General features: G+C 63.0%; 16 protein-coding genes. 15 read left to right on the forward strand and 1 reads right to left on the reverse strand.

Annotated features, from left to right (window positions below; translation table 11 throughout):
• Positions 1–66: 66 nt before the first annotated feature.
• The 14 genes from FHS84_RS15075 (at position 67) to FHS84_RS23110 (ending at position 22,699) form a co-directional block, all read left to right on the forward strand.
• Positions 67–813 (forward strand): ImuA family protein, encoded by a 747-nt coding sequence (locus tag FHS84_RS15075; protein ID WP_208393892.1) that lies wholly within the window; start codon positions 67–69, stop codon positions 811–813.
• Positions 719–2,227: a Y-family DNA polymerase gene (locus FHS84_RS15080; protein ID WP_166935785.1), complete on the forward strand. Its 1,509-nt coding sequence runs from the start codon at positions 719–721 to the stop codon at positions 2,225–2,227. Before FHS84_RS15075 ends, FHS84_RS15080 begins: the two co-directional genes overlap by 95 nt.
• Positions 2,224–5,574 carry an error-prone DNA polymerase gene (locus FHS84_RS15085; RefSeq protein ID WP_166935787.1) on the forward strand — a complete coding sequence of 1,117 codons (3,351 nt, stop codon included), beginning with the start codon at positions 2,224–2,226 and terminating at the stop codon, positions 5,572–5,574. The genes FHS84_RS15080 and FHS84_RS15085 overlap by 4 nt, the downstream gene beginning before the upstream one ends.
• A gap of 203 nt (positions 5,575–5,777) precedes the next feature.
• On the forward strand, positions 5,778–7,775 hold the full coding sequence (locus FHS84_RS15090; RefSeq protein ID WP_166935789.1) for an FAD-dependent oxidoreductase: 1,998 nt from the start codon (positions 5,778–5,780) through the stop codon (positions 7,773–7,775).
• A 14-nt stretch (positions 7,776–7,789) separates the two neighbouring features.
• A complete protein-coding gene (locus FHS84_RS15095; RefSeq protein WP_166935791.1) occupies positions 7,790–9,634 on the forward strand; it encodes a [FeFe] hydrogenase, group A in 1,845 nt (614 codons plus the stop codon).
• A 595-nt stretch (positions 9,635–10,229) separates the two neighbouring features.
• Positions 10,230–10,655, forward strand: coding sequence for an NADH-quinone oxidoreductase subunit NuoE family protein (locus tag FHS84_RS15100; RefSeq protein ID WP_243851096.1), 426 nt, complete (start codon positions 10,230–10,232; stop codon positions 10,653–10,655).
• A gap of 13 nt (positions 10,656–10,668) precedes the next feature.
• Complete coding sequence (locus tag FHS84_RS15105) at positions 10,669–11,862, forward strand: complex I 51 kDa subunit family protein (RefSeq protein WP_166935795.1); 1,194 nt, start codon at positions 10,669–10,671, stop codon at positions 11,860–11,862.
• Positions 11,863–11,905: 43 nt separating this feature from the next.
• On the forward strand, positions 11,906–13,819 hold the full coding sequence (locus FHS84_RS15110; protein ID WP_166935797.1) for an NADH-dependent [FeFe] hydrogenase, group A6: 1,914 nt from the start codon (positions 11,906–11,908) through the stop codon (positions 13,817–13,819).
• On the forward strand, positions 13,782–14,933 hold the full coding sequence (gene hydE, locus FHS84_RS15115; protein WP_166935799.1) for a [FeFe] hydrogenase H-cluster radical SAM maturase HydE: 1,152 nt from the start codon (positions 13,782–13,784) through the stop codon (positions 14,931–14,933). Before FHS84_RS15110 ends, hydE begins: the two co-directional genes overlap by 38 nt.
• Entirely contained in the window at positions 14,917–16,326 is a 1,410-nt protein-coding gene (locus FHS84_RS15120) for an aspartate ammonia-lyase (RefSeq protein WP_166935801.1), read from the forward strand. The genes hydE and FHS84_RS15120 overlap by 17 nt, the downstream gene beginning before the upstream one ends.
• A gap of 1 nt (position 16,327) precedes the next feature.
• Positions 16,328–17,575 carry a [FeFe] hydrogenase H-cluster maturation GTPase HydF gene (gene hydF, locus FHS84_RS15125; RefSeq protein ID WP_166935803.1) on the forward strand — a complete coding sequence of 416 codons (1,248 nt, stop codon included), beginning with the start codon at positions 16,328–16,330 and terminating at the stop codon, positions 17,573–17,575.
• Positions 17,576–17,862: 287 nt separating this feature from the next.
• A complete protein-coding gene (locus FHS84_RS15130) occupies positions 17,863–19,071 on the forward strand; it encodes an efflux RND transporter periplasmic adaptor subunit (protein WP_208393894.1) in 1,209 nt (402 codons plus the stop codon).
• A 10-nt stretch (positions 19,072–19,081) separates the two neighbouring features.
• Positions 19,082–22,147 carry an efflux RND transporter permease subunit gene (locus tag FHS84_RS15135; protein ID WP_166935805.1) on the forward strand — a complete coding sequence of 1,022 codons (3,066 nt, stop codon included), beginning with the start codon at positions 19,082–19,084 and terminating at the stop codon, positions 22,145–22,147.
• A gap of 327 nt (positions 22,148–22,474) precedes the next feature.
• Complete coding sequence (locus FHS84_RS23110) at positions 22,475–22,699, forward strand: superinfection immunity protein (protein WP_166935807.1); 225 nt, start codon at positions 22,475–22,477, stop codon at positions 22,697–22,699.
• 90 nt (positions 22,700–22,789) lie between these two features.
• Here the strand turns inward: FHS84_RS23110 and manD are convergent, their stop codons facing one another.
• Positions 22,790–24,004, reverse strand: a complete 1,215-nt coding sequence (gene manD / locus FHS84_RS15145; RefSeq protein WP_208393895.1) for a D-mannonate dehydratase ManD — start codon at positions 24,002–24,004, stop codon at positions 22,790–22,792.
• 320 nt (positions 24,005–24,324) lie between these two features.
• Between manD and FHS84_RS15150 the strand changes: the two genes are divergently transcribed.
• Positions 24,325–25,692 carry an MFS transporter gene (locus FHS84_RS15150; protein ID WP_166935809.1) on the forward strand — a complete coding sequence of 456 codons (1,368 nt, stop codon included), beginning with the start codon at positions 24,325–24,327 and terminating at the stop codon, positions 25,690–25,692.
• Positions 25,693–25,726 lie beyond the last annotated feature (34 nt).

A 25,726-nucleotide genomic window follows, 5' to 3' on the forward strand; every position in this document is an offset into this window, starting at 1 on the left:
TATTTGGCTTTCCGCCATGCCCCCTCAGGCGCGCACCCCGTGACCGGAGACAGGAGAACTATGTCTTTGAAGGACCAAAAAATTATGGCCTTGCGCGCCGCCCTCGCGGCGGTCGAGCCGCACGGCGTTCGGGTCGAACTGGGGGTGCCGCGGCTGGACCAGGCTTTGGCGGGCGGGCTGATGCGGGGCGCCTTGCATGAGGTATTTGCGAGCCCGTCGCATGAGGCGTCGGCCGCGGGGTTCGTGGCGGGGCTTTGCGGGCGTCTGGGCGGGCCGCTCCTTTGGATCCGCCAGGATTATGCCGGTCTCGAATGCGGCGAGCTGACCGCCACCGGGCTGTTCGAATTGGGTCTCGATCCCGCCCGGCTCCTTTTATTGCGGGTACCGGATGCGGCGGATGCTCTCAAAGCGGCGTCCGATGCGCTCACATGCGCCGCTCTCGGGGCGGTGGTGATCGAAGTGATGGGATCGCCCAAGCAGCTCGATCTGGTTGCCTATCGGCGGCTGGCGCTGGCGGCGGGTGAGAGTGGGGTGACGGCCGTTTTGCTGCGCCAGGCCGCGACTTCGTCCGGCATCGGTGGTGCCGAAACCCGCTGGCTGGTCCGCGCCGCATCGTCGGAAGACGACATCAATTGGGGCCAGCCGGCCTTCGATGTGGATTTGCAGCGGAACCGGCATGGGCCGGCGGGGCATTGGGTCATCCAGTGGAGTTGTGACGATGGTGTCTTCCGCCCGACGGATCGCGGCGCTGTGGTTTCCGCGCCTTCCGACCGACCGTTTGCGGCGCCGGTGGCTGAGGCATCCGCCGCCTGATTGGGGGCTGCCTCTCGTCATCGTCGCCAAACAAGACAACGCGATGCGGCTCACCGCGGTGGACCGCAGGGCGGCGGACCTCGGGCTTGCTCCGGGGATGGCGCTTGCCAGCGCACGGGCCATGGTGCCTGCCGTGAAGGTGATGGCGGCCAATGCGCCGGCGGATCTGCGGCTCTTGGAAAAGATCGCCGACTGGTGCGACAGCTTCACCCCGCTGGTGGCGCTCGATGCGCCCTGCGGTCTTTTGCTCGACGTCACCGGTGCATCCCACCTGTTCGATGGTGAACAGGCGATGCTGGACCGGTTGCGTCGGGCTCTGAAGAAGCAGGGCTTTGCCGTCGCTGGGGCGCTCGCCGGAACCGCATTGGCAGCGCGGGCCTTGGCCCGGTATCGCGATGGGACGGTAGTGCCGCCGGGCCGGGACAGCGAAGCCGTATCCACGTTACCGGTCGAAGCGCTGGACCTCGATCCCGTCACCGTTCACGCCTTCCGCCGTGCCGGTTTGAAGACCGTGGGGCAGGTGGCCGGCCGCCGCCGTGCCGAACTCACGGCCCGGTTCGGCTCCGGCATGGTGTTCGCGCTCGATACCGCTCTCGGCCGTGCCGACCTGCCGATCTCGCCGCGTCTGCCGCTGCCCGATTACCGCGCCGAACGCCGCTTTGCCGAGCCGGTCACGGACGAAAAGACGATGCTCGCCACGTTGAATCTGCTGGCGGGCCGGCTGGGGAAAAATCTCGAGGAACGCGGTGAAGGCGCTCGCGCCTTGCAGGCGGTGTTTTTCCGCGCCGACGGCAGCATCCGCCGGTTGGCTGTCCAGACCGGTGCGCCCACCCGCGAACCGGCGCTGATCGAACGACTGTTCCGGGAAAAGCTGGATGCGTTGGCCGATCCGCTCGATCCCGGTTTCGGCTTCGACCTCATCCGCCTGGAAGCGGATCGCACCGAACCGTGCCGGGACGAAGCCGCCGCGCTCGGCAGTGAGACGGTGCCGCAAAAGGAAATCCGCGCCCTGGTGGATCGCCTGACGGCCCGCTTCGGGGCTCATCGGGTGCTGTCGTTCGAACCGCGGGATACCCATATTCCCGAGAACGCGTTCGCTGCGGTTCCGGCGCAATATGCGAGGGCGGGCCGGCTCGGCTGGGAGAAGATGCGATCTGCCGGCGAAGCGCCGTGCCGGCCATTACGGCTTCTGGCGCCCGAGCCGGTCAGTCTGATCGGCGGCGAAGCCTTCCGCTGGCGCCATGTCACCCACAGGATCCGCAAACTCGAAGGCCCCGAGCGCATCGCCATGGAATGGTGGCGCGATGCGGCTCCGGATCGCGATTATTACCGCGCCGAAGACGAGAATGGCCGTCGCTTCTGGCTTTATCGCGAGCAGGGTTTGCACTGGTTCCTGCATGGAGTGTTCGCATGACCGGAGCGTTTTCCCGAAAAGTGGGTAGCGGTTTTCGGCCGGAAAACGCGACCACCAGATATGCGGAAATCGCTGCGGCGACGAATTTCTCTTTTCTGCATGGGGCATCGCATCCCAAGGAGGTGATCGCGGCGGCGACGCTTCTCGGTTATGCCGCGATCGGGATCGCCGACCGTAATTCGCTCGCCGGGGTGGTACGGGCCTATGCTGCCTGGGAGCAGATTGAAGGCGACAAGCCGAAGCTTCTGGTCGGCGCCCGCTTGGTGTTCGCCGACGGCACGCCGGATATTCTGGCGTATCCTTCCGACCGCGCCGCTTATGGCCGGCTCTGCCGGCTGTTGAGCCAGGGCAAACTGCGTGCCCCCAAAGGCGATTGCATTCTGACGCTGAAAGACCTGCAGGAATGGCAGGGTGGGATGCTTCTCACGGTCATGGCCCCGCGGCCGGGCCGCCGCAGCGAGCCCGTCTCTTTCAAACCTGCCTGGAACACCGAGACCGACGCGGTTCTTCCGGCTCCCGTTGCAACGGACGAGGCCGCCATCCGAGACCTGTTGGCGATGCTCGCGGACATGGCGCCGGGGCGGGTCTGGCTCGGTGTCTCGATGCCGCTTCATGGCGATGACTTTCGCCGGTTGCGCCGCTGGCAGACTGTGGCGCAGGACGCTGGCGTGCCGCTGATTGCCACCAACGATGCTCTTTATCACGCGCCCGACCGCCACCCTTTGCAGGATGTGATCACTTGCATTCGCGAGCATGTGACGCTGGATACGGCAGGACGCCTTCTCGAAGCCAATGCCGAACGGCATCTGAAAGACCCGGAAGAAATGGCGGAGTTGTTTGCCGCCGCGCCCGAGGCCGTGGCCGAAACGCTCCGCTTTGCCGATCGCGTCGGCTTCACGCTCGATCAGATCAAGTACAATTATCCCGCCGATCCGGTCCCGGCCGGCAAGACGGCGCAGCAGCATCTGGAAGATCTCACCTGGGCCGGTGCGCACGCGCATTACCACGGCAACATTCCGGATAAGGTGCGGGCGGTCCTCGAAAAAGAACTGCATCTTATCGGCAAGATGCAGATCGCGCCGTATTTCCTGACGGTCTATGACATCGTCAGTTTTGCCAAAAGCGAAGATATTCTTTGTCAGGGGCGTGGCTCTGCCGCCAATTCCGCCGTCTGTTTCGTGCTCGGCATTACTGCCGTCGATCCCACCGAGGTCGATCTGTTGTTCGAACGCTTTGTTTCGGAGGAGCGCAAGGAACCGCCCGACATCGATGTCGATTTCGAACACGAACGCCGGGAAGAGGTGATCCAGAACGTTTACGACCGTTACGGCCGTCATCGCGCGGCATTGACGGGCACCGTCATCTGCTATCGCCCGCGCAGTGCAATCCGCGAAGTCGGCAAGGTCTTTGGGCTCACGGAAGACGTCACCACCGCGCTGGCCTCCGGTGTCTGGGGCAGTTGGGGCTCCCGCCTCAAAGACAGCGAGGTGCGGCAGGGACTGCTCGATCCGCAAAACTTGGTCATCGCCCAAGCGGTCCGGCTCGCCAATGTCCTGATCGGATTTCCGCGTCATCTGTCTCAGCACGTCGGCGGCTTCGTGCTGACGGAGGATCGTCTCGACGAAATCGTGCCGGTCGGTCCTGCCACCATGAAGGACCGCTGGTTCATCGAATGGGACAAAGACGATCTCGATACCTTGCGGATGATGAAGGTCGACGTTCTCGCGCTCGGCATGCTGACCTGCATCCGCAAGGCGTTCGATCTCATCCGGGTGCACGAGCGAAAGCCATACAGGCTCGCCACCATTCCGCGCGAGGACCCGGCCGTCTACGCGATGCTGCAAAACGCCGATGCCATCGGTGTGTTCCAGGTGGAAAGCCGGGCGCAGATGAACATGCTGCCGCGGCTGAGGCCGAAGAAATTCTACGACCTCGTCATCGAGGTGGCGATCGTCCGCCCCGGCCCGATCCAGGGCGACATGGTTCATCCCTACCTCAGACGGCGCAATCACCAGGAGGACGTCACTTATCCCTCGCCATCTCCCGAGCACGGCCCGCCCGATGAACTCCATCAGGTTCTCAGCAAGACGATGGGTGTGCCGCTGTTTCAGGAGCAGGCGATGAAGCTTGCCATCGTCGCCGCCAAGTTCTCGGCCGAAGAAGCCAACGGCTTGCGGCGGGCCATGGCGACCTTCCGCAATGTCGGCACCATCGACACCTTCAAAGCCAAATTTGTCGGCCGCATGGTCGAGCGCGGTTACGACCCCGACTATGCCGAACGCTGCTTCCGCCAGATCGAAGGGTTCGGGTCCTACGGCTTTCCCGAAAGCCATGCCGCCAGCTTTGCCCACCTTGTCTATGTGTCGGCCTACATCAAGAAGCATCATCCCGCCGCGTTCTGCTGCGCATTGCTCAATTCACAGCCGATGGGCTTCTACGCTCCGGCCGAGATCGTGCGGGATGCCCGCGAGCATGGGGTGGAGGTCCGCCCCATCGACGTGAATTTTTCCGAATGGGACAACATCCTCGAGCCGGGGCCGGACGGCCCGGCGGTCCGGCTTGGCCTGCGGCAGGTCGAAGGTTTTCGTCAAGATTGGGCCGGAACGCTGGTCTCGCGCCGCGGCAATGGCTATCGGGCGGTCGAAAGCTTGGCCAAACGGACCGATTTGCCGCGGCGAGCTTTGATTATCCTGGCCGAGGCCGATTCCTTCCAGTCGATCGCCATCGACCGCCGCGAAATCCTCTGGGCGGTCCGCCGGATCGCCGACCCCGCCGGCCTGCCGTTATTCGATGCCCAATACGTAGATATCCAGGAACCCGAAGAGATCGCGCCCCTGCCGGTCATGCCGCAGTCGGAGCATGTCCTGGCCGATTACCAGATGTTGCGGCTGTCACTGCGCGCCCACCTGATGCAATTCCTGCGCGATGTATTCCGCGGCGAAGGCGTGAAGAGCTGTGCCGAGATCGCTGCGGGCCGGGACGGGGAGGCGGTTTCGGTCGCCGGTATCGTCCTAGTCCGCCAGATGCCGGGCGAGGCGGGCGTTGTCTTCATTACCCTGAGCGATGAGACCGGTATCGCCAACGTCGTGGTATGGCCGCGGCTGGTCGAGACGTTCCGGCGCGAGATCATGGGCGCCCGCCTCCTGCTCGTGCAGGGCCGGATCCAGCGCAGCCCTGAGAATGTGATCCATCTTGTCGCAGAACGTGTGATAGACCGTAGCACCGAGCTGGAGCGCCTCTCCGAGGATTCGGCCGAGGCTCCCCCGTTCCGCTCCCAGGCGGCGGTGCACTTGCACCGGCATCCGCGCAACGTGCGTATTGTGCCGAAATCGCGCGATTTCCATTAAATGTGCCATCAAAATGTCGAATTTGACATTCCGCAAAAGAAGGGCTGTTTGTCGCGATTGGCCGAATCCGGGCAATTCCCTATGTATCCGGCCGCGCTCCAACGCTAAGCAGCAGCCGTTAAAAAGAGAGGCCCACCGGTGCGGGCACCCGGGTTCGCGTCCGGCGAGAGGTCTCCTGCCTTTCACGAGCAGGGAACTGAAATATGGCACATATCGTCTACGGCGTCTGGAACGGAGCCGTTCACGACTACCGCGATCCGAGCAAGCCCAATCCTGAGAACGCCGTTGCCCTTCGCGGCCTCGACGTCTTCAACGAGGGCAACCCGATCAGGGCCTTCGTCGGTGATCGCGGCTTCTTCGTCCTCGACAAGGGCGTAAGCCTCATCGACACCTTCTGGCGCTACATGGACAAGGCCGCCGAGCAATCGTGCGGCAAGTGTACGCCGTGCCGGATGGGCACCGTCCTGGTCCGCGATGCGCTCAACGATCTGCGTCAAGGCAAGCAGTCGGCGCTCGATCTCGACGACATCACCGCGCTGGCGCGCCAGATGACCGACACCTCGCTGTGCGGTCTCGGCATGACCTGCGGCCGTGCGCTGCTCGATGCGCTCGAGAACTTCCGCGACGAGTTCGAAGCGGAAATCGAAGAAGGCAAGCAGCCCGAGCAGGAAGGCATGATCTACGTGACCGCCCCCTGTATCGAGGCCTGCCCGTCCAAGATCAACGTGCCGCAGTACATCGATTACATCCGCGACGGCAAACCCTCGCACTCCCTCGGCGTGATCCTGCAGAAATACCCGATGGCCGCCACGTGCGGCCGCGTCTGCGTGCGGTTCTGCGAAATGGCTTGCCGCCGCAACCTCGTCGACGAAGCCGTCGGCATCAAAACCCTGAAGCGCTACGTCGCCGACTACCAGAACCAGACCGGCGCGCTGACCTTCTCCAAGAGCATGATCAGCGAGCCGCTGCCGCCGTCGATGCGCGTAGCGGTCGTCGGTGCCGGCCCGGCCGGCGTTTCCTGCGCCTACCACCTCTTGCTGCATGGGTATCACGTCGATATCTACGAAGCTCAGGAACAAGCTGGCGGCATGGCTGCCATCGGCATCCCGAGCTATCGCCTGCCGAAAGACGTGCTGCAGTCCGAAATGGACATCATCACCCAGCTCGGCGGCCGCTTCCTGTTCAACCAGAAGCTCGGTCGCGACTATTCGGTCAACGACCTGTTCGGCAAAGGCTACCGCGCGGTGTTCCTCGGCCTCGGCTGCCAGGAAGGCACCAAGATGGGTGTCGCCAACGAAGACACCAGCCTGGTCGGCTACGAATCCGGCATCGGTTTCCTGCTCAAGGTCCATGACCATGTCGCAGGCACCAAGCCGGTCAAGCTCGATGGCGATGTGGTCGTCGTCGGTGGCGGCAACGTGGCGATGGACTGCGTCCGGTCGGCGATCCGCATGGGCGCCCGCACGGTGCACTTGGTCTACCGCCGTACCCGCGAGGATATGCCGGCCGACAAGGAAGAAATCACGGCGGCGGAAGCCGAAGGCATCGTGATGCACTTCCTGACCAACCCGACCGAGATCATTTCGAAGGACGGCAAGGTCGTCGGCGTCAAGCTGGTGCACATGCGCCAGACCGAAAAGGACGCGCGCGGCCGCCGCAATGTCGAACCGATCCCCGGTTCCGAGCGTGAATTGCACTGCACGACGATCATCGCGGCCATCGGTCAGCAGGTTCAGTCGGGCGCCATCACCGAACCCGACGGCGTCAAGCTCAACAAGTGGAAGACCATCGAGGTCAACAAGGCGACGCTGGAAACCTCGCGCGAAGGCGTGTTTGCCGGCGGCGATGCCGAGACCGGTCCCGCCACGCTGATCCATGCCATGGCGGCCGGCCTCAAGGCGGCGCGCGCCATCGACGACTGGGTGCGGCTCGGCGAAGTGCGGTTCTTCCCGCGTTCGCGCATGCGTCAGATCCTGCGCGAGAACAAGCTGCTCGCTTCCGATGTGGCCGAAATCCCGGTCAAGTCGGAATACCGCGTCCATCACCCCGAGCTCGATCCCAACATCCGCCGTCAGATGTTCGAGGAAGTCGAGCGGCCGATCAGCCAGGAGGCGGCCTATCACGAGGCCAAGCGTTGCCTCAGGTGCTATCGCGTCTATTCGGTCATCACGGCTCAGGCCGTGCCTGAATCCCACAATTAAGGAGCGCCCCCAACATGGAAAATGAACTTCCCGAGGGCGAAGAGAAGAAGATCGTCCACGCCACCATCAACGGCATGGCCATTGAGGCGGAAGAGAACGAAACCATCCTGCATGCGGCCCGCCGCTACGGCATCTACATTCCGACGCTGTGCGAGCTGGATGACATCGACCACACGCCCGGTACCTGCCGCGTCTGTCTGGTCGAGTTCCAGCTTCCCGGCGCGGCCTCGCCGAAGCTTGCCACCTCCTGCAATACGCCGGTGGTGGAAGGCATGACCGTGCAGACCCGCTCCCCGCGGGCCCGCGAGTCGCAGCGGCTCCAGGTCGAACTCCTGCTCGCCGATCACGATCAGGATTGCGCCACCTGCGTGCGTCACGGCAATTGCGAACTGCAAGACGTCGCCCAGTTCGTCGGCCTGCGCGAGAACCGTTTCTACGATCCCAAGTTCATCGAAGAGCGCGAGATCGACGATTCCTCGCCGGCGATGATCCGCGACATGACCAAGTGCATTCGCTGCCAGCGTTGCATCGCGATCTGCCGCGACGGGCAGGGCGTTGACGCCCTGGTCCAGGTCGGCATCGGCCAGGACAAGGCGGTCGGCCTCAAGTACGGCCTGTCGCAAAAGGAATCGACCTGCGTCACCTGCGGCCAGTGCGTGCTGGTCTGCCCGACGGGTGCGCTCGGCGAACGCGACGAGACCGACAAGGTCCTCGAGATGATCTACGATCCCGAGATCGTCACCGTGTTCCAGTTCGCTCCGGCCGTGCGCGTTGCGTTCGGCGAGGAGTTCGGTCTGCCGCCGGGCGCCAACGTCCAGGGCCAGATCATCACCGCCCTGAAGCGCATCGGTGCCGACATCGTGCTCGACACCAACTTCGCCGCCGACCTCGTCATCATGGAGGAAAGCGCCGAACTCCTGAAGCGCCTCGGCGCCGGCAAACGGCCGACCTTCACGTCGTGCTGCCCGGCCTGGATCAACTTCGCCGAAATCCACTATCCGCAGATCCTGCCCTATCTCAGCTCGACCAAATCGCCGATGCAGTCGATGGGCGTGATCTGCAAGACCTATCTGCCGGAGAAGATGGGCATCGATCCGAAGAAGATCCGCACCATCGCCATCATGCCGTGCACGGCCAAAAAGGACGAAGCCTCGCGCAAGCAGCTCGAACTGGAAGGCATGGCGGAAATCGACGTCGTGCTGACCACCCGCGAACTCGCCCGACTCCTGCGCCGCGAAGGCATCAACCTCGCCAAGCTCGAGCCGTCGGGATTCGATAATCCGTATGCGTCCGAGTTCTCCGGCGCCGGCGCCATCTTCGGCACCACCGGCGGCGTCATGGAAGCGGCCGTGCGCACCATGTACTACGTCGCCAATGGCACCGAATACGATCGTATCGAGTTCGAGCAGCTCCGCGGCTTCGAAGGCGTGCGTTCGGCGACCGTCGACATGGGCGGCAAGATCGGCGTCGTGAAGGTCGCCATGTGCCACGGCCTCAAGCCGGCGCGCGCGATCGTCGAGCAGGTTCTGGCCGGCCAAGCGGATTTCGATTTCATCGAAATCATGGCTTGCCCCGGCGGCTGCGTCGACGGCGGCGGCAACCTTCGCTCCAAGAAGGCCTATATGCCGAACGCTCTCAAGCGCCGCGCCACGCTGTACAACGTGGACCGCGCTCAGAAGGTGCGCCAGTCGCACAACAATGAGCAGATCCAGGCGCTTTACCGCGACTTCCTCGAGAAGCCGTATTCGGACAAGGCCCACCACCTCCTGCACACCATGTACAACGACCGCAAGCTGACGCTGACGCGGACGGTCAAGGAGATCTGGCAGGACCTGACCATGAGTACGTTGGTCTACTGATCGGGCAAAAGGGGCGCGACGGCGCCCCTAAGCTCTTGTGAATCTTAATCGCGATCCGGGCTGCAGGCTCTTCCAATGGGCCGGCAGCCCGGATTTTTTGTTTGTTGATCTTTCACAATGAAACAGCCCGCTTTCCGGCCTTTATGGACGCTAAGTCGTGAGTATTCAGTCGCGGAGGTGTGTTGTGCATCACGTCCGTCCGGCGAACGTGAATGCCAAGCTTGAACCTGCCGGATGCAGCGGAATTCCGGCTTTCTTCGACGACGCTTCGCTGCTCAAACTGAAATCTTCTGAATTGTTTCGTGAACGTTCGATTGGCCATTCGCCGTCGAGCGATGTGTGGAGGTGCGTACGCGTATAAATGTCGCAAGTGCGACGATCGCAAATCAACGGCGCCCCGGAAGAGGAGGGCGCCGTGATGCAACAACAAAACGGGGCCGGTTCTTTCGAATGTGTGCCCGAGTTTGTGTGAAGGGCATGTGTTCGTAAGCCGCTCGTCCCCGGCAGGGAGGAGATCGGAATGGATGCTCAACAAACCTTACGGACGGAGGTGGAACAACTCGTCCGCGTTCACGGCCGCACGCGAACGGCCCTTATGCCCATCCTTCAGGATCTCAACCGGGCACACAGCTATATCTCCGAAGACGCCATGCTGGCGGTTTCCGATGCGCTGAACGTGCCGCGTGCCGAAGTCTACGGCGTCGCCACCTTCTACAGCTATTTCTCGGTCAAGCCGCGCGGCACCTATGTGATCCGCATCTGTCGTACGATTTCCTGCGCCAAGCAGGGCGACTATCACCCGGCCATCGCCGCGTTGTTCGACGAACTCGGGATCGGCATGGGTGAAACCACGTCCGACGGCATGTTCACCATCGAGCAGACCAACTGCATCGGCATGTGTGACCAGGGCCCGGCGATGATGGTCAACGAGATTCCCCATATCAAGCTCACCGAGGCGTCCGTCCGCTCCATTCTCAACGAATACCGTCACGCCGCCTTGGCGGCGAAAAAAGCGCAGTAGGGGGAGAAAACACATGGACCCGAAAGCAGTACACGGCTTCGTCGGCAACAAGCTCTCCTTCTCCGAAGTGACGCCGAGGGACGGCATCCGCATGGCGGCCGAAATGGCGCCCGAGGACGTCGTCGCGATCATCGGTGCGTCCGGCCTCAGAGGCCGCGGCGGCGCGGGATTTCCGACCGGCAAGAAATGGGAATTCGCCCGCGGCCAGGAAGGTTCGCCGAAATACATCATCTGCAACGCCGACGAAGGCGAACCGGGCACGTTCAAGGATCGTCTGATCCTTACCGACTTCCCGGAACTGGTGTTCGCCGGCATGGCGATCGCCGGCCGCGCGGTCGGCGCCGAGTTCGGCATTCTGTATCTGCGCGCCGAATACGGCTGGCTGCGCGAGCATCTCGATGCCGCCCTGGAGCGCTGCCGAGTCGCCAATACCCTCGGCAACAACATTCTGGGCGCCAGCGACTTCTCGTTCGACATCTCGATCCGCATGGGCTCCGGCGCCTATGTTTGCGGCGAGGAAACCGCACTGCTCGAATCGCTCGAAGGCCGTCGCGGCGACGCCCGCAACCGCATTCCGTTCCCGGTGCAGGCCGGCTATCTCGGCAAGCCGACCGTCGTGAACAACGTCGAGACGCTCGCTTGGGTGCCGTGCATCATGGTCAAGGGCCCGTCGTGGTTCGCCGCCATGGGCACGCGCAAAGCGCCGGGCGCCTGGTTGTTCTGCGTCTCGGGCGACTGCAAACGCCCCGGCATCTACGAATATCCGTTCGGCACGTCGCTGCGCCAGATCCTGTCCGATGTCGGCGCCGAGAACGCCAAGGCGGTGCAGGTTGGCGGCGCTTCCGGCACCTGCGTGCCACCGGCCCAGTTCGATCGCACCATGACCCCTGGCGATCTCGCCACCGGCGGTTCGATCATTGTGTTCGGGCCTGGGCAGGACATGTTCGCGGTGGCCGAGAACTTCCAGCACTTCTTCTGCGATGAATCCTGCGGCCAGTGCATTCCCTGCCGGCTCGGCAATCAGCGGATGCTGGAGGCGATCGGCAGGATGCGCAAGGACGGGCTCACCGTCGACGGCGAACGCAATGTCCGCCAGTTGGCGCAGACCATGACGGTGGCGTCGAAGTGCGGCCTCGGCCAGATGAGCGCACGCGCGTTCCTGTCGATCCTGAACAATTTCTCCGGCGAATTGCCCGGCCACGTCTGAGCCCGGCAACTCGAGGGAACAACAGAACATTAAGGGGCACGTTATGGACTCCGAATTGATCACCGTCACCATCGATGGCAAGGAAGTTAAAGTCATCCCCGGCACGACGGTTCTTGAGGCGGCTCGTACCGCCGGCATCCACATTCCGACACTCTGTCATCACGACGATCTTTGCTCCGAGGCGCTGTACCAGCAGACCGCCTCGACCCCGCACCAGGGCGAGCACAGCCACCAGCACGAGGAAAGCGCCATGCTGTCGACGCCCTCGAGCTGCCGCATCTGCCTCGTTGAGGTGGAAGGCCTGCCCAAACTGCACGCCTCCTGCGCGCTGCCGATCCACAACGCCATGACCGTTCGCACCACGTCGACGGCCATCCGGCATGCGCGTCGCGACATCCTCGAACTGATGATGAGCGAGCACTACGGCGACTGCTTCGCCTGTGCCCGCAACGGTACCTGCGAATTGCAGAAGCTATGCGCCGATTACGGCGTCACGTCCGAACGGTTCGGGCGTCCGCACGAGCCGTTGTTCGAGAAAGCCGAGATCGGCAACATCATCGTCCGCGACCAGAACAAGTGCATCTTGTGCCGGCGCTGCGTGCGCATGTGCGCTCTCTATCAAGGTGTCTACGCGCTCACTACCGAAGGCCGTGGCGATCACAGCCGTATCGCGACCTTCATGGGCAAGGAGATGAAGGACGCCACTTGCATCAACTGCGGCCAGTGCATCAACCGTTGCCCGACGGGTGCCTTGACCGAACGCGACGACACCGATGCGGTCTGGCATGCGATCGAAGATCCCGACAAGATGGTGGTGATCCAGACCGCACCGGCGCCGCGCGCGGCGATCGGCGAAATGTTCGGCTGCGAGCCCGGCACTCCGCTGACCTTCCAGATGAACACGGCCTTGAAGCGCGTCGGCTTCGACAAGGTGTTCGACACCAACTTCTCCGCCGACCTCACCATCCTCGAGGAAGGTTCGGAGCTGATCTCGCGTCTCTACAAGGCGCTTGTTCTCAAGGACAACACCGCGGCGCTGCCGCAGTTCACTTCCTGCTCGCCGGGCTGGATCAAGTTCATCGAGCATTTCTACCCGAAATACCTGCCCAACCTTTCCTCGGCCAAGAGCCCGCAACAGATGATGGGCGCGGTCCTGAAGACCTACTTCGCCGAGAAGAACGGCTGGGATCCGAGCAAAATCGTTTCGGTTTCGCTGATGCCGTGCACCGCCAAGAAGTTCGAGGCGGCGCGGCCGGAAATGGACGCCTCCGGCTATCGTGACGTCGATTACGCGCTGACGACCCGCGAACTGGGCCGCATGTTCAAGCAGGCCGGCATCGAACTGCCCAAGCTGGACAAGACCCCGTTCGACGATCCGTTCGGCACGCCCACGGGTTCGGGCGTCATCTTCGGCGCCACCGGCGGCGTCATGGAGGCGGCGCTGCGGACGGTGTTCGAAATCGTCACCGGCGAAAAGGTGGAGAGCGTGTTCGATCACGCCGACATCAAACCGGTGCGCGGCTTCGACGGCGTGCGCATGGCCGAATTGACGATTTCCAAGGTGGGACCGGTTCCGGAAATCCTGTCGCACCTGGTTCCCGACTTCGAATGGCTGAAGGGCGCCACGCTGCGCGTCGGATTGGCACACGGGACCGTCAACGCCATCCGGGTGATGAAGGACATCGAGGAAGGCGGCCCGCTTTCCCAGTGCCATTTCATCGAATTCATGGCCTGTCCGGGCGGATGCCTGGGCGGCGGCGGCCAGCCGATCCCGACCGACCGGGAAATCCGGGCGGCCCGTGCGAAAGCCATCTATAGCGAGGACGCGACGTACGTGGTACGGAAGTCCCACGAAAACGAGGATGTCTTGCGCATCTATCGCGAGTTCTTCAAGGAAGGGCCCTGCAGCCACAAGAGCCATGAACTCTTGCACACCCACTACAAGGAACGGGTCTAGGCCGTTCGACGAAGAATACGCCCGTCTGGCGGCTCAGAAGGAACTGGGCCGCCGAGACCTCGTAAAACTACTGAGTGCGAGTACACCGGAACAAATCGAAGCCGTCCGCGCCGAGGCCGAGCGGGTCCTGCTCGCCCATTGCGGGGACGGCGTTTTTTTGCGCGGACTGGTGGAAGCCTCCAACGCCTGCGCCTGCGATTGCCTCTATTGCGGCATCCGCAAGTCCAACCGCGACGTCAACCGCTACACGCTTTCGCTCGAGGACATTCTCGCCTGCGCCCGCCAGTGCGCCGATTACGGCTACGGCTCGATGGTGATCCAGTCGGGCGAGCGCGCCGATAAGAAATTCGTCGACCTGGTGGCCGAAGCGGTCGCCCGCATCAAGACCGAGACCCGCACCGACAAGCAGCCCGACGGGCTCGGCATCACGCTGTGCATCGGCCAGCAGTCCTATGAGACCTACAAGCGGCTCTACGACGCCGGGGCGCACCGGTATCTCCTTCGGATCGAGACCACCAATCCCGCGTTGTTCGCCAAAATCCACCCGGCCGACCAGACCTTCGAATCGCGCGTCGCGTGCCTGAAGATGCTGCGCGATATCGGCTATCAGGTCGGCACCGGCGTGATGATCGGCTTGCCGGGCCAGACGCTCGAAGATCTCGCCGACGACATCCTGTTCTTCTCCAAAATGGACATCGACATGATCGGCATGGGGCCGTTCATCCCCCATCCCGACACCCCCTTGTGGGGCGAGCCGGTGGCCGATGTGCCCGCGCGCGTCCAACTGGCGCTGTTGATGATCGCGGCGACCCGGTTGAAGCTGAGGGACGTGAATATCGCTTCAACCACAGCTTTGCAGGCCCTCGACCCGGTCGGACGCGAGAAGGGCTTGAAATTCGGCGCCAATGTCATCATGCCTCAGATGTCGCCGACCGACGTGCGGGCCGATTACCAGCTTTATCCCGGCAAGCCGTGTCTCGACGAGAACGCCAAGGAATGCCAATCCTGCCTCAACATGCGGATCGAATTTGCCGGACGGAAGATCGGCCTTTACGCCTGGGGCGATTCCCAACACGCCGTGAAGCGGCTGAAGAGTGATGAACAACCCGATTGAACGATCCCGCCGCGAACGTGACGGCCTTGGCGAACTCGACATCCAGGCCGGCGCGCTGTGGGGCATCCATACCCAGCGGGCGCTCGCCAATTTTCCGGCGACCGGCCGGCGCGTGCCGCCTCTGCTGATCGGCTCGATCGCGGTCGTCAAGCATGCCGCGGCGGTGACCAATGCCGAACTCGGCTTTCTGGCGCCCGATCTCGCCAAGGCGATCGTCAGGGGCTGCGCCAAGATCTGCGAAGGTGGGCCGCAGATCGACCAGCATTTCCCGCTCGATGCCTTGCAGGGCGGGGCCGGCACCTCGACCAACATGAACGTCAACGAGGTGATCGCCAACTTGGCGCTGATCGAGCTCGGACTGAAGCCGGGCGACTATGCCCACGTCCATCCGCTGCATCACGTCAATCTGCACCAGTCGACCAACGACGTTTATCCGACGGCACTGCGCATTGCGGCGATCGCGGGCGTGCGCAATCTCGCCGATTCCTTCGCCAAGCTGCAGGGCGCCTTCCAGGCCAAGGAAACCGAGTTCCAAGCCATCGCCAAAATGGGCCGCACCGAGCTGCAGGCCGCGGTGCCGATGACCTTGGGCCAGGAATTTTCCGCGTTCGCCGAAGCCATCGCCCGCGACCGCTGGCGCACCTTCAAATGCGAGGAGCGTCTCAGGCTCTGCAATATCGGCGGCACCGCCATCGGTACCGGCCTGACGGCGCCGCGCGCCTTCATCTTCCGCATCATCGAAGTCTTGCGCGGACTGACCGGCATGGGTCTGTCGCGCAATGAGAACGTGATCGACGCCACCGCCAATGCCGACGCCTTCGTCGAGGTCTCCGGCATCCTGAAGGCGTCCGCCGCCAATCTCGCCAAGATCGCCGGCGATCTGCGGCTGCTGCATTTCCTCGGCGAAATCCGTCTGCCGCCGCTCCAGGCCGGCTCGTCGATCATGCCGGGCAAGATCAATCCGGTGATGACCGAGGCGGTGATGCAGGTGGCGATGACCGCCCGCGCCAATGACGGCATCGTTACCGAGTGCGCCGCGCATGGCACGTTGCAGATCAACGAATTCATGCCGTTGATCGCCTATGCGCTGCTCGACACCATCGCCATGCTGGAGACAACCGCCCGCGCCTTGATGCGCCACATCGAAGGCATCACGGCCAACGCGACCCGCTGCGCCGAGTATATGGCGGACAGCCCGACGCTGCTCACGGCCTTCCTGCCGAAGATCGGCTATGAGCGCGCCGAACAGCTCTCCAAGGAATTCGCTGTCGCCCGCGAGCAGAACGCCGCGCTTACCTTGCGCGCCTTCCTGGTGCTGAAGCTCGGCGAGGCGATGGTGGCCGAGGTGCTGGCAGCGCCCAATCTGATCAAGCTGGGCCATACGGAATCCTGACATGTCCGATCTTCCTTCCGCTCCTAAAGCATCACGCCTCCACATCGGCATTGCCGGGCGGGTCAATGTCGGCAAGTCGTCGTTCCTCAACACGCTGGCGGGGCAGGACGTCGCCATCACCTCGGCGGTGCCCGGCACCACCACCGACGTGGTCGAAAAGACCATGGAACTCTTGCCGCTCGGGCCGGTGACGCTGATCGACACCGCCGGCATCGACGACGCGTCCGCGCTCGGCGCACAGCGCATCGAGATGACAAAAAAGGCGCTGCGCCGCGCCGACATCCTTGCCATCGTGGTGACCGCCGACGCCTGGAGCGAATACGAGGACGGACTCATCAACGCCGCCCATGATGCGCATGTGCCGGTGCTGATCGTCATCAACAAGACCGATCTGAAGGAACCGTCCGCCGATTTCCTGTCGCTGATCGACGTCAAGCGGCTCAGTTGGATTTCCGGATCCGCAATCGGCGGGGCCGGCGAACGCGAAACGTTCCGCGACGCCTTCAAGGATGCCGTGCGCGGTCTGCTGCCGAAACTCTTCACCGCGCCGCCGACGCTGCTCGGCGATCTGATGCCGGCCGGCGGCATGGCGGTAATGGTGGTGCCGATCGATCTCGGCGCTCCGGCCGGCCGCCTGATCGTGCCGCAAGTGCAATCGCTTCGCGATCTCCTCGACAACGACGCCAGCGCCCTGGTGGTCAAGGATCGCGAATACGCCGCCACGCTGCAGCGGCTGGCGACGCCGCCCGATCTCGTGGTGTGCGACAGCCAGGTCGTGGCCCGCGTCGTCGCCGATACGCCGCCGAACGTTGCGCTCACCACATTCTCCATCCTGTTTGCCCGATTCAAAGGCGAACTCAACGCATTGGCGCGCGGCGCCGGCGTGCTCAATCGCCTCAAGCCGGGCGACCGCATCCTGATCGCCGAAGGCTGTTCCCATCATCCGCTCGAAGACGATATCGGCCGGGTGAAGATCCCGCGCTGGCTCAGGCAGTTCGCCGGTTGCGAACTCGATATCGCGTCCTGCGCCGGCCACGATCTTCCGGCCGATCTCGGCGCCTACCGGCTGGTGATCCATTGCGGCGGCTGTGTCATGACCCGCCAGGAAATGCTGTCGCGCATGGGCGAGGCCGAGCGGCACGCAACGCCGATGACCAATTACGGACTGGCGATCTCGGTTCTTCAGGGTGTTCTGGAGCGGGCGTTGTCGCCGTTCCCGGATGCGCTCGCTGCCTATCGCCAGGGTTAAGGTGCGGTAAGTATTTTGGTAATTCGGTTCAGTAACCGGGTCAGTTAAGCTGGCGAGCCGGTCGGGAAGGCTATTTTTCGCCGGACTGTCGCGAAAATATTCCGGAGTGTCGCGAAAGCAGACGAAAATTGATTGCTCCCAACAGATTGATTGGCAATTGGCGGGAACAATCCTATGTAAGCGCCAATCCATGAGCCGGGTGGCGATTGCCGCCTAGTTTTTTTATGTCCTCCACCTTTCCGGCGTTGTCGTCGGAAACTTGCCGACGCCCCTGCACGAGACTGACGATGAACCAGCAAAACGACAATTCGAGATGGCAGCGGGCCAGCGTGGCGGCCCAGCGGGCGATGCCCGGCTCCGTCGGACGCTTCTTCACCAAGCGCATGATCATCATGTTGTCGATCGTGCTCGGCCTTTTGGTGCTGGTGTTCGGCTACATCATCGGCATGCAGATGATCGTGGCGGGCTTCATGGCCAACATGAAGCAGGTCACGACCGTGGCGACGACCCACGCCCAGCCGACGGTGTGGCAGTCCCAACTGAAGGCGGTCGGCACGCTCCATGCGATCGAAGGCGCCGACCTGTCGTCCGAACTGGCGGGCATCGTCACCAAAGTCAATTTCGAGCCCGGCCAGGACATCAAGAAAGGCATGGTGCTGGTTCAGCTGCGCGACGACTCCGACCGTGCCACGCTGGCGGCCAATCGCGCCTCTGCCGATCAGGCGCTGCGCACCTACAAGCGGTACGTCGAACTGATCAAGACCCAGGCCATCAGCCAGACCAACTACGATCAGGCTTTGGCGTCGATGCTCTCGACCAAGGCCGCGGTGGAAGCCCAGGCGGCGACCGTCGACAAGAAGGCGATCCGCGCTCCGTTCGACGGCCGCGTCGGCATCCGCCAGGTCGATGTCGGCCAGTATGTCGGCGCCGGCACCACGGTGGTGACGCTGCAGCGGCTCGATCCGATCTATGTCGATTTCTCCATTGCCCAGCAGCAGATTCCCAGCGTGAAGGCGGGCGATCGCGTGGTCCTTACCAGCGACACCTTCCCCGGACGGACTTTCAGCGGCAAAATCACCGCGCTCGATCCCAAGGTCGACACCGCGACCCGCACCGTGCGGGTGCGCGCCGAAGTCGCCAATCCCGAAAAGCTTCTTCTGCCCGGCATGTTCGCCTCGGTGATGATCGATACCGGCGCGCCGCAGAAGCCGCTGACCCTGCCGCAGACCGCCATCACCTACAACACCTACGGCAACATCGTGTTCGTGGTGCAGCACGGCAAAGACAAGGACGGCAAGGACCAGCTGATCGCCCAGCAACGTTTCGTCACCACCGGCGAAGCACGCGGCAACCAGGTCATCGTGCTCGGCGGCATCACGTCTCGGGACGAAGTGGTCTCCGCAGGCGCCAACAAGCTGAAGAACGGTACGGTGATTACGATCAACAACCAGATCACCCTGCCCAACGACGCCAATTCGCATCCGACGGAGCAATAGGCCCAAGGCCATGAGCTTTACCGACATCTTCATTCGGCGGCCGGTTCTGGCCATCGTCGTGAGCCTCGTCATTCTGGTGCTGGGCCTCAAGGCCTTCACCTCGATGACGGTGCGCCAGTACCCGTTGACGCAGAACGCGGTGGTCACCATCACCACCGCGTATCCCGGCGCCTCGCCGGAAACCATTGCCGGCTTCATCACCACGCCGATCGAGAAGGCCGTGGCCCAGGCCAGCGGCATCGACTACATGACCTCGTCGAGTTCGCTCGGCGTGTCGCAGATCTTCGCCAACCTGCGCCTCAACCAGGACACCTCCAAGTCGCTGGCCGAAATCATCACCCAGGTGAACTCGGTCCGTAACCAGATGCCGACGGAATCGCAGGCCTCGGTGATCAGCCTGTCGGTGGGCGAGACCTTCGGCTCGGTGATCATCGCCTTCACCTCGAAGGACCTTCCGGCCAACAAGATCAGCGATTACCTGATCCGCGTGGTGCAGCCGCAGATCCAGGCGGTGGAAGGCGTCCAGCAGGCCCAGATCATGGGCGAGAAGCGTTTCGCCGTCCGCGTCTGGCTGAAGCCCGAAAAGCTCGCCGCCTACGGACTGTCGGCGCGCGACGTCTCGTCGGTTCTGGTCGCCAACAACTACCTTTCCGCCCTCGGCCAGACCAAGGGCGAGATGGTGCAGCTCAACCTGCTCGCCTCCACCAATATGGAGTCGATCGACGAGTTCAAGCGGCTCATCATCCGCGAGAGCAAGGGCGGCTATGTGCGTCTGTCGGATGTCGCCGACGTCGAACTCGGGGCCGAGAACTATACGGCCCGCGTGCTCTACGACGGCGAATACGCCGTCATCGTCAGCGTTCAGGTGGCGCCGTCGGCCAACGTGCTCGATGTCGCCAACCGCGTCAAAGCGTTGTTGCCGCAGCTCCAGAAGCAGCTGCCCGAGGGTCTCTCGGCCAACATCGCCTACGACGCCTCCAAGTACATCAACAATTCGATCGAGGAAGTCGAATCCACCCTGGCGGAATCGATCCTGATCGTGGTGCTGGTGATCTTCGCCTTCCTGGGATCGCCGCGGGCCGTGTTCATTCCGGTCATCACCATTCCGTTGTCGCTGATCGGTACCGGCATCTTCATGCTGATGTTCGGCTTCACCATCAACATCCTGACCCTGCTGGCCCTGGTGCTGGCCATCGGCCTGGTGGTCGACGACGCCATTATCGTGGTCGAAAACGTCAGCCGCCACTTGGAGGAGGGCAAGACGCCCTTGGAGGCGGCGCTGCAAGGCGCCCGCGAACTCGCCAATCCGATCATCGCCATGACGCTGGTGCTGGTCGCCGTGTTCGTGCCGATCGGGTTCATGGGCGGTCTCACCGGTGCGCTGTTTACCGAATTCGCCTTCACCCTGGTGGGTGCGGTGGTGATCTCGGCCATCAACGCCTTGACCCTTTCGCCGATGATGGCGAGCCGCATGCTGCGCTCGCATCACGACACCAAGGCGAACTGGGAACGCAAGGTCGTCTCCTATATCGACGAGAAATTCGACTGGCTCCACTCCCGCTACCAGCGGGTGCTGCATGCGACGTTGAACGAACTCGCCGTCGTGGTGGTGTTTGCGGCCATCATTCTCGGCTCCATCTACGGCCTGTTCGTCTACTCCAAGTCGGAATTGGCGCCCCAAGAGGACCAGGGCTTCATCATCGGCGTGTTCACGCCGTCGCCGACCGCGACCCTCGACCAGAACCTGTTGTGGCTGAACCAGGCCTACGGCATCGCCCGGACCTTCCCGGAAGTGGAGCACATCTTCCAGGTCGCTTCGCCGGGCCAGACCTTCGCCGGCATGGTGTTGAAGCCGTGGGCGGATCGCTCCAAGACCGCCACCCAACTGCAGCAGCCGCTGCAGCAGAAGTTCGCCGGAATCGCGGGCGTCAAGGGCGCCGCCTTCCAGCCGTCCTCGCTGCCGGGTCCGCGCGGCCTTGGCGTGCAGTTCGCGGTGCTCACCACCGAGCCGTTCGAGAAGCTGAACGTCGTGCAGCAGCAGATCATGGACGAAGCGCTGAAGTCGGGTCTGTTCATGTTCATGGACTCCGACCTCAAGTTCGACCAGCCGCAGGTCCGCATGAAGCTCGATCGCGACAAGATCGCGAGCTACGGCCTCACCATGAGCGACGTCGGCGGCGCCATGTCGTCGATGCTCGGCGGCGGCTATGTCAACTACTTCAGTCTGTCCGGCCGCGCCTATCAGGTGGTGCCGCAGGTCGAGCGCGACGCGCGCCAGAACTTCGGCCAGCTCAGCGACTTCTACATCAAGAACGCGAGCGGAACCGCCATCCCGCTGTCGGCGGTCGCCACCTTCAAGACCGAAGTGGTGCCGGAATCCCTCAACCACTTCCAGCAGCAGAATGCGGCGACCATCAACGCCATTCCGCGGCCCGGCGTCACCTCGGGCGAGGCGCTGACCAAGCTGCAGCAAATCGCCACCAAAGTGATGCCGTCCGGCTATCGCCTCGACTACGGCGGCATGACGCGCCAGCAGGTGCAGGAGTCCTCGTCGCTGACGCAGACCTTCTTCTTCGCGCTCATCATCATCTTCCTGACGCTGGCGGCGCTGTTCGAGAGCTTCCGCGATCCTCTGACCATTCTCATCTCCGTGCCGATGTCGATCTTCGGCGCGCTTCTGTTCATCACCCTCGGGGTGGGCGGGGCGTCGCTCAACATCTACACCGAGGTGGGCCTCGTCACCCTGATCGGCCTGATCTCCAAGCACGGCATTCTGATCGTGCGGTTTGCCAACGATCTTCAGGCGCAAGGCCTTGCCAAGCGCCAGGCGATCGAAGAGGCCGCCGCGATCCGCTTGCGCCCGATCCTGATGACCACCGCCGCCATGGTCTTGGGCGTGGTGCCGCTGATCATGGCCTCGGGCGCCGGCGCCGCCGCGCGCTTCAACCTCGGCCTCGTGATCGCTTCCGGCTTGTCGATCGGCACGCTGTTCACGCTGTTCGTGGTGCCGTCGGTCTATCTGTTGATCGGTCAGGACCACAACAAGGCGCCGGTGGTGGACGAACCGCCGGGCTGAGTTAGTCTCCCCGTTAGAAATGCGAAAGGCCGCCTTCATGGGCGGCCTTTTTCGTATGATGTGAAGCCCTGGGCAGACGCGCATCTGCCCCGGCGGGGGTTCGCTTACAAATATTCGGATATAGAAGAAATGGGGAAACTACCCGCCTTCTTCAAGGGGAGTTTTTGGGGGTGCGGCACAAACGCATTCGCGCAGGCGGCACCACGACTTAGATCGTGAAAGTTCGGCGGATGCCTGCGAACGCTTCGCGTTTGCTCCACTCTGCCACAATGACGCATGTGGAGCTTGAGGTAACACTACGTACGGAAAGAGGCGGGGGATTTGAAGATGGGAAGCCTGAGCATCTGGCACTTGGCAATTGTCTCTGTGTTTTTGGTCGCTCTGCTTGGCGTCTATCTGCTTCCGACGTGGATTGCGTTCGGGCAAAAGCACCATAGCCGCGGAGCTATCCTCGCTCTGAATCTGCTGTTGGGCTGGACGTTGTTAGGGTGGATTGGCGCGCTCGTTTGGTCGCTGACACCGCCGCGGAGACCAGCAATTCATCCGAATTGAGCGACCATTTCCACGTCGACTTCGGTTGCTCAAAGAAAAAGGCCGCCGAGGGGTGGCGGCCTTCGAGTTGGCAGGGAAAGGTACTAGTTCTTACCAATTAGTCATGGCGCCGCCTTGTTCGAGCCGGTTCACCGGCAGATAGGCGCGCTTGTAGGGATATTTGGCGGCTTCCTTTTCGTCGATGTCGACGCCGTGGCCGGGCGCTTCGCCGGGATGCATGAAGCCGTCTTCGAAGGTGTAGCCAATCTTGAAGATGCTCTCCATCAACTCGGAATGGGGCATGTGCTCCTGGATGCCGAAATTGTGGATCGCCATGTCGAAGTGCAGGGCGCATGCCATGGTGATCGGCGACAGGTCGGTGGCGCCGTGGAAGCCGGTCTTGACGTTGAACAAGTCGGCGAAGTGCGCGATCTGGCGCAAATGGGTGATGCCGCCGGTGTGCACGATGGTCGAGCGGATGTAGTCGATCAACTGCTCCTGGATCAGGGTCTTCATGTCCCACACCGAATTGAAGATCTCGCCGATGGCGAGCGGGGTGGTGGTGTGCCGGCGGATGATGCGGAAGTTTTCCTGATTGTCGTCGTCGACCGAGTCTTCCAGCCAGAACAGGCGATAAGGCTCGAGATCCTTGCCGAGGCGCGCCGCCTCGATCGGGGTCAAGCGATGATGGACGTCATGCAAGAGGTGAATGTCGTCGCCGAGCGCCTGGCGGCCCGCTTCGAACAGCTTGGGGCAGGAGCGCATGTATTTTTCGGTCGACCATAGATTCTCGGTCGGAATGTCGGCATCGGCCGGTTCGTAGGCTTCCTTGCCTTTGGGCACGCCATAAGTCGATTTCAGTCCCGGCACGCCGGCTTGCAGGCGGATCGCCTTGTAGCCCATCTCCTTGTGCTTCAAGGCATCTTCGATGGTTTCTTCGACCGTCTTGCCGTTGGCGTGGCAATAGACCAGCACGTTGTCGCGGGCGGCGCCGCCGAGCAGCTGGTAGAGCGGCAAGCCCGCCACCTTGGCTTTGATGTCCCACAGCGCCATGTCGACGGCGGCGATGGCGCTCATCGTCACCGGCCCGCGCCGCCAATAGGCGCCGCGATAGAAGAACTGCCAGATGTCCTCGATGCGATGGGCGTCACGGCCGATCAGGCAGGGGACGATGTGATCTTGCAGATAGCTCGCGACCGCCAGTTCGCGGCCGTTGAGGGTGGCGTCGCCGATGCCATAGACGCCCTCATTGGTCTCGATCTTGAGGGTAACGAAGTTGCGCCCTGGGCTCGAGACGATGACGCGCGCGGATTCGATCTTCAGCATGGGGGCCCTCTTCCTTTAATGAGACCGTTTTGCATGCTGAGCCGAGCCTTGCGGACATGCGAGGGGGCCGCCTCAGCGGTACCGGTACCACTTTATGATACCGGTACCACAAAGCCGCGGTCGCCACAACTGGGTTCAAGCCTTAGCCTGCGGCTTGGTTGCCAGGGGCGGGGTCATGGCGCAGGGTTCAAGACGCTGATATGGTAGCGCAACCATTGCAGGGGGCTCGAGGCCAGCGGCCTCGATACGCCGGCAGCCGCGATGTCGCGTCGCATCGAACACAGCCCGGCACCAAGCCGGCACCAGGGAGGAGAATAACAATGGCTCACAAGTTGGCCTTTAGTGAGAAGGTCGGGTACGCGCTCGGCGACCTTGCCGCGAATTTCGTCTTCCAGTTCATGATCACCCTGCAGGTGACGTTCTACGTCGACGTGTTCGGGCTGCCCCCCGATAAGGCGGCATTCATGTTCCTGGTGATCGGCATCGCGGTCGCCTTCATCAATCCGATCATGGGCGTGATCGCGGACCGCACCGTCACCAAGTGGGGCAAGTTCCGTCCCTGGCTGATCTGGACCGCGCTGCCGTTCGGCATCATCGGCGTCTTGACCTTCACCACGCCGGAAATCTCTCCCGCCGCCAAGCTGATCTACGCCTGGGTCACCTACGCCCTGCTGCGCACGATCTACACCGTGAACAACGTGCCGTATGCCTCGATCAACGCGGTGATGACCGACGATCCCGACGAGCGCAACAGCGCGGCGCAGTACCGTCAGATCGCCGCCAACTCGGCCGGCTTCATCGTCGCTTCGCTGGTGGTGCCGCTGATCAACATCTTCGCGCACGGCTCCAAGGACCCGGCCGATCTCGCCCGCGGCTACCAGTACACCATGGGCATCCTGATGCTGGTCGCGATGGTGATGTTCGTGATCTGCTTCCTCTCGACCAAGGAACGCATCCTGCCCGATCCCAAGCAGAAGAGTTCGCTGTCGCAGGACCTCGGCGATCTGTTCCGCAACCGGCCGTGGGCGATCCTGTTCCTGGTGACGCTGTTCTATTTCGCCGCGCTCTGCATCCGCGGCAACGCCATGCTGCCCTACTGCAAACTGTTCCAGGGCGACGAGAACCTGTTCTCGTGGATGAACGGCTTCGGCCTCGCTTCGCTGATCATCGGCGTAGCCTGCTCCAACGCCATCTCGGTCCGCATCGGCAAGCGCCTCTTGTTCCTCATCAGCATGGTCCTGACCGGCGTGTTCACGCTAGGCCTGATCGTCATTCCGGTGCACAGCAACTATGTCGTGATCGGCACCGAAGTGCTGCGCCAGTTCTCGTTCGGCATCTCCGGCCCGGTGTTGTGGTCGATGATGGGCGACGTCGCCGACTTCGGCGAATGGAAGACCGGCCGTCGCGCCTCCGGCATCATCACCTCGGCGGTGGTGTTCGCGCTGTGGATCGGCCTCACGCTCGGCCAGGCGGCGGTCGGCGGCCTGTTCTCGGCCTACGGCTATGTCGCCAAGGCGACCACCCAGACGCCGGAAGCCATTCATGGCGTGGTGCTGACCGGCGGTCTTTATGCCGGTGTCTGCTTCCTGATCGCGGCGGCGCTGCTTCTGATCTATCCGCTCAATCGCGCGGAGAACAAGAAGATCGCCGACGAACTGATCGCCCGCCGCCAGGCGCGTCAGGCCTGATCGGCGCAGTAATAAGGTCGCGGGACTTGGCAGG

This window comes from Rhizomicrobium electricum (assembly GCF_011762045.1).
GTDB classification, from domain to species: domain Bacteria; phylum Pseudomonadota; class Alphaproteobacteria; order Micropepsales; family Micropepsaceae; genus Rhizomicrobium; species Rhizomicrobium electricum.